The organism is Psychrobacter sp. NPDC077938 (assembly GCF_044542635.1).
Lineage (GTDB): Bacteria > Pseudomonadota > Gammaproteobacteria > Pseudomonadales > Moraxellaceae > Psychrobacter.
This window is the reverse complement of the sequence record NZ_JBITUW010000001.1, coordinates 248,032-260,780: the sequence shown is the minus strand read 5'-3', so window position 1 is coordinate 260,780 and position 12,749 is coordinate 248,032. Positions and strand designations below refer to the sequence as shown.

The 12,749-nt window shown below is 39.7% G+C and carries 12 protein-coding genes; 9 read left to right on the top strand and 3 right to left on the bottom strand.

The genetic code is table 11. The annotated features are described in order from the left end of the window. Nucleotides 1-15: 15 nt before the first annotated feature. The 6 genes from lepB (at nucleotide 16) to ACIGBM_RS01130 (ending at nucleotide 5,348) form a co-directional block, all read left to right on the top strand. Entirely contained in the window at nucleotides 16-918 is a 903-nt protein-coding gene (lepB, locus tag ACIGBM_RS01155) for a signal peptidase I (RefSeq protein ID WP_397476493.1), read from the top strand. Nucleotides 919-1,049: 131 nt separating this feature from the next. After that, nucleotides 1,050-1,442 (top strand): DUF4845 domain-containing protein, encoded by a 393-nt coding sequence (locus ACIGBM_RS01150; protein WP_397476492.1) that lies wholly within the window; start codon nucleotides 1,050-1,052, stop codon nucleotides 1,440-1,442. A 102-nt stretch (nucleotides 1,443-1,544) separates the two neighbouring features. After that, a complete protein-coding gene (rnc, locus tag ACIGBM_RS01145; protein ID WP_201568473.1) occupies nucleotides 1,545-2,342 on the top strand; it encodes a ribonuclease III in 798 nt (265 codons plus the stop codon). A 345-nt stretch (nucleotides 2,343-2,687) separates the two neighbouring features. Next, the gene (era, locus tag ACIGBM_RS01140; protein WP_057762330.1) at nucleotides 2,688-3,653 is read left to right on the top strand and encodes a GTPase Era; all 966 of its coding nucleotides are present in this window, start codon (nucleotides 2,688-2,690) and stop codon (nucleotides 3,651-3,653) included. Between the two features lie 63 nt (nucleotides 3,654-3,716). Then, entirely contained in the window at nucleotides 3,717-4,508 is a 792-nt protein-coding gene (locus ACIGBM_RS01135) for a DNA repair protein RecO (protein WP_397476491.1), read from the top strand. A gap of 66 nt (nucleotides 4,509-4,574) precedes the next feature. Then, complete coding sequence (locus tag ACIGBM_RS01130) at nucleotides 4,575-5,348, top strand: pyridoxine 5'-phosphate synthase (RefSeq protein WP_397476490.1); 774 nt, start codon at nucleotides 4,575-4,577, stop codon at nucleotides 5,346-5,348. Between the two features lie 20 nt (nucleotides 5,349-5,368). Here ACIGBM_RS01130 and ACIGBM_RS01125 read toward each other — a convergent pair whose 3' ends face one another. Next, nucleotides 5,369-6,097: a prepilin-type N-terminal cleavage/methylation domain-containing protein gene (locus ACIGBM_RS01125; RefSeq protein ID WP_397476489.1), complete on the bottom strand. Its 729-nt coding sequence runs from the start codon at nucleotides 6,095-6,097 to the stop codon at nucleotides 5,369-5,371. A gap of 584 nt (nucleotides 6,098-6,681) precedes the next feature. Here ACIGBM_RS01125 and ACIGBM_RS01120 point away from each other — a divergent pair. From ACIGBM_RS01120 to mscL, 3 genes are all read left to right on the top strand, one after another. Then, on the top strand, nucleotides 6,682-7,977 hold the full coding sequence (locus ACIGBM_RS01120) for an OmpA family protein (RefSeq protein WP_296209691.1): 1,296 nt from the start codon (nucleotides 6,682-6,684) through the stop codon (nucleotides 7,975-7,977). A 349-nt stretch (nucleotides 7,978-8,326) separates the two neighbouring features. After that, complete coding sequence (typA, locus tag ACIGBM_RS01115) at nucleotides 8,327-10,177, top strand: translational GTPase TypA (protein WP_397476488.1); 1,851 nt, start codon at nucleotides 8,327-8,329, stop codon at nucleotides 10,175-10,177. A gap of 280 nt (nucleotides 10,178-10,457) precedes the next feature. Next, nucleotides 10,458-10,913 carry a large conductance mechanosensitive channel protein MscL gene (mscL, locus tag ACIGBM_RS01110; RefSeq protein WP_397476487.1) on the top strand — a complete coding sequence of 152 codons (456 nt, stop codon included), beginning with the start codon at nucleotides 10,458-10,460 and terminating at the stop codon, nucleotides 10,911-10,913. Between the two features lie 111 nt (nucleotides 10,914-11,024). Here the strand turns inward: mscL and ACIGBM_RS01105 are convergent, their stop codons facing one another. Next, nucleotides 11,025-11,465, bottom strand: coding sequence for a hypothetical protein (locus ACIGBM_RS01105; protein ID WP_290178095.1), 441 nt, complete (start codon nucleotides 11,463-11,465; stop codon nucleotides 11,025-11,027). A 289-nt stretch (nucleotides 11,466-11,754) separates the two neighbouring features. After that, nucleotides 11,755-12,696: a bifunctional DNA-formamidopyrimidine glycosylase/DNA-(apurinic or apyrimidinic site) lyase gene (gene mutM / locus ACIGBM_RS01100; RefSeq protein WP_397476486.1), complete on the bottom strand. Its 942-nt coding sequence runs from the start codon at nucleotides 12,694-12,696 to the stop codon at nucleotides 11,755-11,757. Nucleotides 12,697-12,749 lie beyond the last annotated feature (53 nt).

Genomic DNA, 12,749 nt, shown 5'->3' with positions numbered 1-12,749 from the left:
AATAGGCAATTTGGTATGGATTTTGATTTTAATTTAATTTTAGTGCCGTTAACTATAGTCCTAGGAATTGTTTGGCTGTTAGATAAGCTAGCGCTCAAACAGCGCAAAACTCGTGGTCGAGGTCAAGAAGGCTTACTAGTTCGTTGGGCTTATGACTTTTTTCCTGTGTTAGCAGTGGTATTGATAGTACGCTCATTTTTAATTGAGCCATTTAATATCCCATCATCGTCTATGGTGCCGACGCTATATACGGGTGACTTTATTGCTGTCAATAAGTACGCATATGGCGTGCGCCTGCCGTTAACCTACAATAAGGTACTAGATACTGGTGAACCTGAGCATGGTGATGTGGCAGTGTTTCGCTATCCTGAAAACCCGAGCATTTATTATATTAAACGCGTTATTGGTTTGCCTGGTGACACCGTAAGCTATAGTCAAGGCACGTTGTCTATCAATGATGTACCTGTTGAGACTAAGTCTGTAGATTTCGCGGCAAATGCTGAATTGACTTCACAGTTATACTTACCAGGCCAGGTTGGTCCAGGTCAAGTGCTGACTGAGGAGAGTGCTTCTGCAATGGGTCAACAAGAAGAAGATGCAGCACAATATTTTGAAGAAGTACAAGGTGACAATAAGCATCTCGTGCGCTATTTGGATGGCATGAACAGTTCACAGTACGCGCCATTTTTACAGCAACAATCACCAGAAGTGGTTGAGTCAGAGGGTACTGAGTGGCGCATTAACGTGCCAGAAGATCAGTATTTTGTGATGGGTGATAACCGAGATCGCAGCGCAGACGGTAGATTTTGGGGCTTCGTTCCTGATGAAAACCTAGCAGGTAAGGCTGTTTATATTTGGATGCATAAACCTCCTGGTCTTAACCTACCAACCTTTGAACGTAATGGTACTATCAATTAAGGCAATGTGATTGCTTAGCGATTGATTTATCTATAATAGTTTTATGCTAATATCATTGCTATCTAATAAATAGCTATTTATTATTTATACACTTGTTCAAAATAGTCGTTTATCTTTAGAAGGATCTTATAATGCAGCAATTATCTGGTTTGGCTACGCAGCGCGGTGCCAGTGTGACAAACATTGTTCTCATTATTATGCTTTTGGGTATTGCGACTAAATTGACAGTAGCTATCGTACCAGCTCAAATTGGTGACTACCAATTGACAAAGCTTTTGAGTGCACAGCTAAAAGAAGCCAATAGTAACAACGAGACAGCTAAGCAATTCGTTGAGCGTGTTGATAAGCAGTTATCAATTAACGCAGATTACGATACTAAAGCCGAAGAGGTATTTACTTTTACCGATAAAAAAACAGGTCAATTGGCTATTCATAAAGAATATGCAATAACTAACAACTTTTTTAGCAATGTTGATATTATTAACCGTTTCGAAGGTGACGTCGAAATGGCAACAGCAGAGTAAGTCGCAATAGTACGACATAGCACCTTCATTATTTCATAAGATATATCAAATAATATTATTAAACTAAATCTGTCAAGCAGAAGGGATAACCACAAACCTCGCATGAAACCAACTTTGCACCATTCCCAAGCGGCTTCTACTTCCCAAAAAAATAGTACGTCTGTTGACACGCTTGTTGTTAGCTCAGAATTTATTCAGCGGTTAGCCGTATTAACGCGTAAGTTAGGCTATGAGTTTAATGACTTGAGCCTTCCTAAACTTGCGCTAACGCATCGCTCATTTGATAGCAAAAAAAACTATGAGCGCCTAGAATTTTTAGGTGATGCACTGTTAGGGATGATTGTGGGTGAAGCTTTATATCATCGTTATCCTAGTCAAAACGAAGGGCGCTTGACGCGTATGCGTGCAACACTGGTGCGCCAAGAGTCGTTGGTAATTATCGCTCAAAACCTAGAACTGTCTAACCATCTTATATTAGGAGTAGGTGAGCGCAAAGGTGGCGGTCGCAATCGTGCCTCTATACTGGCGGATGCTGTAGAATCTCTGATTGGTGCTATCTATTTAGACAGTAAAGATATGGATATTACTCGTAAATGTGTTCTCTCTTGGTATGGTGATCTGATTGATAATGTCAATGACCAAAAAGCGCTAAAGGATGCCAAGAGTCGGTTACAAGAGTGGCTACAATCTAAACAGTTTGACTTGCCTAATTACGAGCTCATGGAAACGCGTGGTAATGCACCGCATCAAATTTTCGTTGTACGTTGCCATGTTAATATCAATAACTGCCCTGATATTACTGAATCTGGTGAGAGCCGCCGTATCGCTGAACAAAAAGCAGCTGAGCTTATGATTAACCAATTACATAAATTGCCAGGTTCTGCCAAAAAACGTGTATAGCCGTTGTCTATTAATGCATTTTTAGATGCAGAGTATTAGCTTAGATTGGTTTATAGCTTGCAAAACATATATTAAAACTACCTCACATATTATTTATTTTAAAACTTTAAATGTTTCTAGCCTTTTTCAATGATAACTAAATAAATTTACCATCAAAGACTGTTTGGCTAGTCACAAACCCTATAGGATTAACTTATGAGCAATCATACTGATTTGCCATCAAACAATGAAGACAGCATCCAAAATATGGGTGAAAATACAGATATTGATTTAAGCCGAAACAATATTGAAGTTACCGAAGAGACTCATGGTATTGATGCAGAAGATATTGCATTAGACAACGATATGGCCATTGAAGAGTTTTTTGCACCGAGTGGCAATGCTCGCATGGCCGATGATTTTAGAGCAGGTTATGTCGCTATTGTTGGACGTCCAAATGTGGGTAAATCAACTTTGATGAACCACTTATTAGGTCAAAAGTTGTCTATCACCTCACGTAAACCGCAAACTACCCGTCATCGTATTCATGGCATTTTGTCAAACCATGAAATGCAAGCTGTGTTTGTTGATACACCAGGCATTCACCGTAACGAAGTACGTGCTATTAACGAACGTATGAATAAAGCGGCGGTATCGGCGTTAGTAGATGTAGATTTGGTACTGTTTGTTGTTGATTCAGATCAATGGCGTGACGATGATTTATTGACCCTGCAAAAGCTTGGCGAGACCAATCTAACAGTCGTATTGGTTATTAATAAGTCAGATACTCTAAAAGATAAAGGCAGCGTGCTACCACTTATCGAAACTTTCAACGATAGTTTCGATTTTGCTGATATCGTTCCTGTATCTGCACTAAAAAATCAAAACTTAGATCGTTTGCAAGAAGTGATTGCTTCGCATTTACCAGTCGCTGCTCCTATTTATGATACAGAGCAAATCACTGATCGCTCTGAGCGATTTTTGGCTAGTGAAATCATTCGCGAAAAAATTATGCGTAGTGCAGGCGATGAAGTACCATATGATTTAACCGTACAGATTGATGAATTTAAAGACGAACCTGCACATACTGATCCGAAAACAGGGCGTCCACGCAAAGCTTGTACTTTCATCGATGCGACTATCTATGTTGAACGTGGTGGTCAAAAAGCCATCGTTATCGGTGATAAAGGTCAGCGTATCAAACAAGTTGGTATGGATGCTCGTAAAGATATGGAGCAGTTGTTCGGTAAAAAAATCATGTTAACTTTGTGGGTCAAAGTGAAACGTGGCTGGTCCGATGACGAGCGTGCGTTGACCAGTTTGGGCTATTGATAGCGGTTAAGAACGAACGCTTCAAAAGCACTGTCTGCCTTTTAAATATTTAGGTAATAAAAAATGCGTAATGAAGCGCTCGTCGGGTATTTGTTGCATCAGCGTCCTTATCAAGAAAAGCGCGCTTTGTATTATCTTTTTTCTCAACAACACGGTGTGATACATGGTGTTGGGAAAAAAGGCGCTCCACTATTTATGCCGTTACAGCTTTTTGCTACTGGCAAACGCGACTTAAAAACCTTTAGTCAAATTAATATTGCTTCGCAAGATACAACTCAAGCTGATAGCGTTCAAAAAGACGGTGTTCAAAAAGATAGTGCACCTGCTGTCTTAGAAGCCGTACCTTACGCTAATATCAGCGGCCAACATCAGTATGCCGCACTATATATAAACGAGATACTGTGGCGGTTGTTACCTACTGAAGACCCAATGCCAGTATTGTGGCAGCATTATCAAATCAGTCTACAACAACTCAAGCAGCCCTTAAGTAATAGCGAGCTTCGTCTCTGTCTACGTCAGTTTGAGCAGTATCTATTTACCGAGTTAGGATTCACTTTAACGTTAACGCATGACAACGTTGAAGACCCCATTGAGCCTGATTGTACTTACCGCTTTTTACCGGATGTAGGTTTGCTCCCTGTATTAGTACATAATGAAGAGTCTGAGCATTTAGCCAGTAAGTCTGGACAGACTGTTTTTAAGGGTGCGGATATTATAGAAATGGCACGTTTAGGTATTACTGAACAGACGCTGAACCATTGGTCAAAGCTACATCGAAATCTTATTGATCATTTGCTTGACTATCAGCCACTACAAAGCCGTCTGTTATGGCAGCAGCAGCAACGTTATCAATAACTGCATTCTCAAATATCATCGTAGTATCAACTATATAAGTTAGGCTTAATTGTCCAAAGGATTTTTATGAGTATCTCTGTATCTACCTCATCTGAAAGCAATTCAAAAAAACCTTTGTTAGGCGTGAATATTGATCACGTGGCAACCCTTCGTCAAGCGCGCGGTGTGAATTATCCGAGTCCTCTAGCTGCTGCATTACTGTGCGAAAAGGCAGGGGCAGATGGTATCACTATACATTTACGCGAAGATCGTCGTCATATACAAGATGCGGATGTTTATGAAATGGCAGGGCAGTTGTCGACGAGAATGAATCTAGAGATGGCCGCAACTGATGAGATGCTTGCAATTGCCTGCGAAATTAAACCTTTTTGGGTATGTCTAGTACCTGAAAAGCGTGCAGAGTTAACGACAGAAGGTGGTCTTGATGTTGCAGGGCAAGTCACGTCTTTGAAAGAGTATATTTATAAACTGCAAGACTCTAATATTAAGGTTTCTTTGTTTATTGATCCAGATGACCAGCAGATTTCAGCTGCGATAGAGTGTGGTGCAGACGCAATAGAATTGCATACTGGTGCTTATGCCGAAGCAGGCTTAGCAAATGATACTGCCGCACAGTTGGCTGAGCTTCAAAGAATTGAACAAGCAGTAGCTACAGCACAGAGCCTAGACGAGAAATTGCTTGTTAACGCGGGTCATGGCTTAACGTGTGACAATGTGAATGCCATTGCAAAGATTGATGGTATATACGAATTGAATATTGGTCATGCACTTATTGCAGATGCGGTGTTTGTAGGGTTAGAAAGCGCTGTGACAATGATGAAAGAGGCAATGTATAAATAGGTTTGCATATACGGCATCTATTACCCATTACATTTTGTAGGGTGGTCTGCATTAAGTTTATGTTTGACGATACCGGATTGGTTAAAAGAAATTTGGTACATTGACTTGTTATAAGAAGAGGTGGGGCAGTATTTTATATGGCCAAAGTGTCCTCGAGGTCTGCCGCTATCGCCCCAAAATTTAGTATAGTGTCGCCTACCGCCAACTCTTAACTTCACTGTACTATATCTTAGGTTTAAGGATTGCTGAGTTAATAACGTGTCTACTTGAGAATCAAAATGCTTATTGTTATTTTTATCTACGAATAGCAGAAGTGTCTTATCACTGTTCCTATGACATTGCTGTGCATCATTCGATAAACAAACCAAGACATCCTGCCGACTTATATAACTTTCGGCCTTTGCTAAGGACAAGGTGTTCTCTAATTGATGCTTGACACGTTGAGCTTCCATTCGTGCTAAGTGCGTTAAGATATTTGGCGCTGCAATAGCTGCGATAATTCCCAATACCATTGTCGTCACAGTTAGCTCAACGAGAGTAAAGCCGTTTGATTGCTTAGCACTGAGAATATTATTGTTCTGAAGGAATGATTTCCTATAACTGACTAACTTCAATAGTTTATTGAATAACCTAGATACAATAGCTAAGAAATTACCAACTCTATATCTGTCTTTTCTGCGAATAGATATATAAAGAACAAAAGTTACTATTCTTCTATAACTGGCTAGTACCTTATTAAATAAGTTCATAAAGCGCTATATCCCATAGCTATTTGTCATTTAAGTAAAAAACAACGTCTCACACATCCTTGTGTTGACTATCTTTTAAGCAAACCAATTGTCCAAATTCTTTAAATTTTCTCTTATTCCACTGTATATAAAACACATACAACACCTAATTACTTGATTTTCAGAAGAATATTGGTTTTTTACAATATATATGTAATATATAGCGACTGTCAAAAAATGTTTCAATTAGTGAAAGAACGACATTAGCAATAGAGAAAAAATTCTAATTGTAATAAAATGCTTCAAGAAAATAGCTATCAATAGACTATTCATCTATCGCAAACTGATGTGTAAAAGATAAGAAGCGTAAGGTGTGTTAGTTCTGGGTAACTTAGACTGTTTATTGTGTTTTAGTTACAACATTATCGTGTAATAATGTGTAGCTCGTTAACGAAAAAAGTTGTAAACTGAATTAATAATCGCTAAGCTACTCCTTAATTGGTTTTGCTTTGTAACTTAAAATGCGTAAGAGATGTCTATCTTAGTACGTCTTGAGAATCGGTTTTGCTTAATGCATCACTAAAATTATCCTTTGGAGGAAGTCCATGAAATTGAACAAAATAGCTCTAGCCCTTGTTGCTGTAGCGGCTGCACCGATGGCAGCTAATGCTGGTGTTACTATTAGCCCATTGTTACTTGGTTATCACATGACTGAAGAATTCAGTGATACCTCTGACAAACAGCGTGAAGTTCTTACTACTGGTAAAAACTTATATGAAAACGCTAATGGCGATGTTATCGGTGATGGTAGCCGTGGTAATAGCAATGGTGGCGTAGCCAAAGAAAGCAGCCTATACACTGGTGCAGCTCTAGGTATCGAACTTACTCCTTCTACTCAGTTCCAAGTAGAATATGGTGTATCTGACGCAAACGGCGAAGCTTCTGAAGATTCAGCTGATGCAGGCGTTAACCGCTTTGATATCGAACAAGAAATGATTTCTGGTAACTTCTTGATCGGTACTGAAGAATTCACTGGTTATACTGATAGCGCACTTAAGCCATATGTATTAGTAGGTGCTGGTCAGTCTAAAATCAAAGTAGAAAACCAAGAACAGTATACTAACTCTAATGGTGAAGTAGTTGCTGCTGGTACTGAAGTATCAAACTCTAAAGACACTATCGGTAACCTAGGTCTAGGTGCTATGTATCGCATCAATGACGCGCTAAGCCTACGTGGTGAAGCTCGTGCGATTCATAACTTTGACAACAACTGGTGGGAAGGCATGGCTTTGGCCGGTCTAGAAGTAGTACTAGGTGGCCATCTAGCACCTACAGTAGCAGTACCACCTATGCAAGAGCCAGTAGTTGACAACACTCCAGTAGTTGTTGTTGAAGCTGATCTTGATTCTGACGGTGATGGCGTACCTGATAGCATCGATGCATGCCCAGGTACTCCAATGAACGTTGTAGTTGATGAGCGCGGTTGCCCAGTACCAGTAGACATTACTGACGAACTGAAAATGGAACTACGTGTATTCTTTGATAACGACAAGTCAGCTATCAAAAACCAGTACAAGCCAGAAATCGCTAAAGTAGCAGAGAAGATGCGTGAGTATCCTAATTCTACCGCTCGTGTAGAAGGTCATGCTTCTAAGACTGGTCCTTCAGCACGTTATAACCAACGTCTATCTGAAGCTCGTGCCGTTGCTGTTAAATCTATGCTAACTAACGAATTCGGTATCGCTCCAAACCGTCTATCAACTGTAGGCTATGGTTACAACAACCCAATCGCTTCAAACGACACTGAAGAAGGTCGCGCTATGAACCGTCGTGTTTATGCCATCATCACTGGTGACAAAACAATGACTGTTGAACAAACTAAAGATATGGTTGTTCAGTAAGTATTAGCAAAATAATCGTATAGTTAAATATACAGTTACAAAAAAAGCCACCCAATGGGTGGCTTTTTTTTATTTATGTATTGAGAAAAGTGAGTTATTACATAAATTTATGAATCAATAATGTTATACTAGCCACCCAAACATTCTGTAAATTAACAGTATGTACAATAGCATAGCAATCTGTATGATGAATTCGTCAGTATAGATATTTGATTGTATTGAACTTTTTTATTTGATAGCATTCTTTTATGCGTCATCTTAGATTCAATATCTATCTGATTGATGATGAAAGTTTATTCAGCAGCGCTTACTGCTACTGCATTTTTTTAAGACGAAACGAGCATTTTATATGGCGAACGATATCAAACACCTGCGTAACATTGCAATTATTGCCCACGTTGACCACGGTAAGACAACTTTGGTTGATAAGTTATTACATCAGTCTGGTACTTTTGGCGACCGTGCAAACATTGCTGAGCGTGCAATGGACTCAGGTGATATTGAGCAAGAACGTGGTATTACCATTTTGGCTAAAAACACAGCTATCCGCTGGACAGATAGAACTTCAGAAACTGAATACCGTATCAACATTGTTGACACCCCAGGTCACGCCGATTTCGGTGGTGAAGTTGAGCGTGTAATGTCTATGGTTGACTGCGTACTTCTGGTTGTTGACGCTGTTGATGGTCCAATGCCTCAGACTCGTTTTGTGACGCAAAAAGCATTCGAACAAGGTCTAAAGCCGATCGTTGTTATTAACAAAATCGATCGTCCTGGCTCACGTCCTGACTGGGTAATGGATCAAATCTTTGATTTGTTTGACAACCTAGGTGCAAACGATGAGCAGCTTGATTTCCCAGTTGTTTATGCTTCAGCATTGAACGGTATTGCAGGTTTAGAAGCAGATGATTTAGCTGATGACATGACTCCATTGTTCAAAACTATCGTTGACGTTGTTCAGCCTCCACAGGTTGATGCTGACGCTCCGTTCCGTATGCAAATTTCAAGCCTTGACTACAACAGCTTTGTTGGTGTAATCGGTATTGGCCGTATTCAGCGTGGTAAAGTTAAACTTAACACGCCAGTAACTGTCATTGATAAGCATGGCAAAACGCGTAACGGCCGTATCCTAAAAATTATGGGTTACCATGGTCTTGATCGTATTGACGTTGAAGATGCACAAGCAGGTGATATCGTTTGTATCACAGGTATCGATGCACTAAACATCTCTGATACTATTTGTGATCCTAACAACGTTGAAGCACTACCAGCATTAACGGTAGATCAACCTACAGTATCTATGAACTTCCAAGTAAACAATTCACCATTTGCTGGTCGTGAAGGTAAGTTCGTGACTTCACGTAACATTCGTGAGCGTCTTGAGCGTGAGTTGATTCATAACGTAGCATTGCGTGTAGAAGACACTGAGTCTCCTGACAAATTCAAAGTATCAGGCCGTGGTGAGCTTCATTTATCAGTACTTATCGAAAACATGCGCCGTGAAGGTTTTGAGCTAGGTGTTTCTGGTCCAGAAGTTATCGTTAAAGAAGTTGATGGTAAGCTACAAGAGCCTTATGAAAACGTTGTCTTCGATATCGAAGAAGAGCATCAAGGTTCTATCATGGAGCAAGTTGGTCTACGCAAAGGCGAGATGACTAACATGGAGCTGGACGGTAAAGGCCGTATGCGTATTGAGGCAACCATACCAGCGCGTGGCTTGATCGGTTTCCGTTCTGAGTTCCTAACCCTGACTTCAGGTAGTGGCATCATGACCTCGAGCTTCTCACATTACGGTCCACAGAAGATCGGTGATGTTGGTGGTCGTTCTAACGGCGTATTGGTTTCTATGGCAAATGGTACTTGCCTAGGTTTTGCTCTATTTAACCTACAGAAACGTGGTAAGTTGTTTGCTGAGCCACAGCTTGAAGTTTATGAAGGTATGATTGTTGGTCTTAACTCTCGTAACGATGATATGACTGTTAACCCAACGACTGCTAAACAGCTAACCAACGTACGTGCTAGTGGTACTGACGAAGCATTGACGTTGACGCCAGCAGTGAAATTCACTCTTGAGCAAGCGCTTGAATTTATTCAAGACGATGAGCTAGTCGAAGTAACGCCAAAAGCGGTACGTATTCGTAAACGCTACTTAACTGAAAGTGAGCGTAAGCGTCACGGCCGTGGTAAGAAAGGTGCTTAATATCAATAAGTGAGTTACTTAGTAATTCATAGTATTGATGTTTGACGCGAACACTTAGTGTCAGTAGTTTCTACGGGCACTGAGTGATTCAAAAATAAGCAGTATAAGGTGAGCTATTAGTGGTTCACTTTATACTGCTTTTTTTTGTGTTGTAATCTTGGAAAAATACAGACAGAATGAATAGTGGCATTAATGTATTCATTTATTAACATGAAAGCTAGATGTGACACTTATTATATAAATATCTATTTGCTTATAGATAAATTTTGAGGAAAAAAAAATGAGTATGGTTTCAGAGTTTAGAGAGTTCGCTGTCAAAGGTAATGTGATGGATTTGGCAGTCGGTGTCATCATTGGTGGGGCTTTTGCTACCATCACAAAATCTTTGGTAGATGATATTATTATGCCGATTGTCGCTTTTATTTTTGGCGGCGAGATTAATTTTGAAAACATGTTCTTAGTTTTAGGCGATGCACCTGACGGTATTGCTATGACTTATGATGCGCTCAAAGAAGCAGGTGTTCCTGTATTGGCTTACGGTAGTTTTATTACCGTACTTATTAACTTCCTAATCTTAGCTTTCATCATCTTTATGATGGTTAGAGGTGTCAATAAAATGCGCCGTGCTGAAGAGGTAGAGGAAGTTATAGAAGAAGCAATAGAAGAGCCATCAGAAGAAGTGAAGTTGCTGCGTGAAATCAGTGCCAAATTAAGTAATACCAGTATTACGAAATAAATTATCAACTCGTTGACAATAAAAAAGGCTAACTTCTTGTTAGCCTTTTTGCTATGAAATAGTCACAGTCATTCTTGTGAACTATTTGATGTGCCTACTAAAAGCAAATTGTTACGGAGTGACCACTACATAGTCATTGGTATTAATTAGAATTTCTGATGGTTGATCGACAACGATACGTACCACGTTATTATCAACAACTTGAGACTTATAATAGTTGTCTTCAGCAACTGTACAGCCTAAACAACGTCCCATAGCATCCCAAGGTTCAACAAATAGCTTCTGCTGTGCTTGATCTGCATTACCACCAATAAGTGAAAAAGGTAAGCTAACGATATAAGCTGCCGTACCAGCAACAGCATTCACGAGTTGCAGTGGCTTACCAACAATCGTATCGACTACCATCGTCTCGTATGAAGGACCGAAATCAGTTTCATCAATTTCTATAGCTGCAAAAGTAGGCTGAATGGTCGCAACTACCAATCCTAAAGTTGCCAATACAGTAAAAAATCTCTGCTTAACTGTGCGTTGGGTTTTTGCTTTAACAGTCATAACGATATCCTGAAACTCATAGTAGTATGATTAATGGCTGCTGCTATCTTCACACAGGAATCTTGCGGCAACAATAGTTAGTCTAAATATTACAGAAAAATAAATGATACGCACTATTTATGTAAGCGCTAGCACTATTAAAGCAAGATGTGCGCTAATAAGCAACAAAAATGAGAATAATCTAGTTATAGCTTTGACAATATTTGGTACTTTTAGAATGAATACTCTGTTCAAATATTGTCTTCATTTAATATAAACGTAGCACAAGCAAACAGGTATCAGTTATTAACTATTTTAACGGCTGACAATTTGGACAATAAACACTGGCTCTACCAGTAAGCTTGATGTTCTCTAGCGTCGTGCTGCAATGTAGGCAGCTTTCGCCTTGTCTACCATACACATTTAAGGTTTGCTGAAAGTAACCAGTCTGACCACTGGCTACTGTGAAATCTCGTAGTGTTGATCCGCCCAATTTTATCGCTTTCTTTAAAATTTCTTTAATATGATTAACTAAAATAACAGTCTGATCGTATGAAATTTGATTGGCTGGTGTAGCAGGGTGGATGCCGGACAAGTACAGACTTTCAGTCGCATAGATATTGCCAACACCGACCACGACTTCTTGTTCCATAATGACAGATTTAATCACTCGGGTAATAGGTTTTAGTCGCTTATTCGTTTTAGTATCATCTGACGATGACTCATTGCTATCCTGGCTAGATAAATCTATACGCTGGATTAAGCTGTACAAATAGTCTGCGGTAAAATCTTTTGAAAGCGGCTCAGGACCTAGATGATCTAGTAGTTTACTACCGTAATTCTTATGCCATAGTACTGAACCAAAACGTCTTGGATCATAGTAGTGTAGCTGAGACTTTTTATTATCAGTATCATTAAAAATGACGACCAGATGATCATGTTTGCGCTTATCAGTACCATAGCTATGCTGTTGTAAGCTACCTGACATTCCTAAGTGAATAAGAAGCTGACGTGGTTCAACTTTGCTGGCTGACATGGGAGCGTTATTCTGTGCATCTACTGGCAGAAAATTAAGAATCAGATACTTTGCTCGGCGCTCAACACTCTCTAACGTGTAATGAATTAGATCGTCTAAGTTATCTGGCATCATCCATCGCAGCTTTGGCTGAAATACTTTAACATCAACTACTTGTTGCCCCAATAATGGAGCAAGACTGGCTTTAGTGGTTTCTACTTCAGGTAATTCAGGCATAGTATTTTTTGACAACTCTATTGTGGAATAAACAACGACTGGCTTAAGGTTTT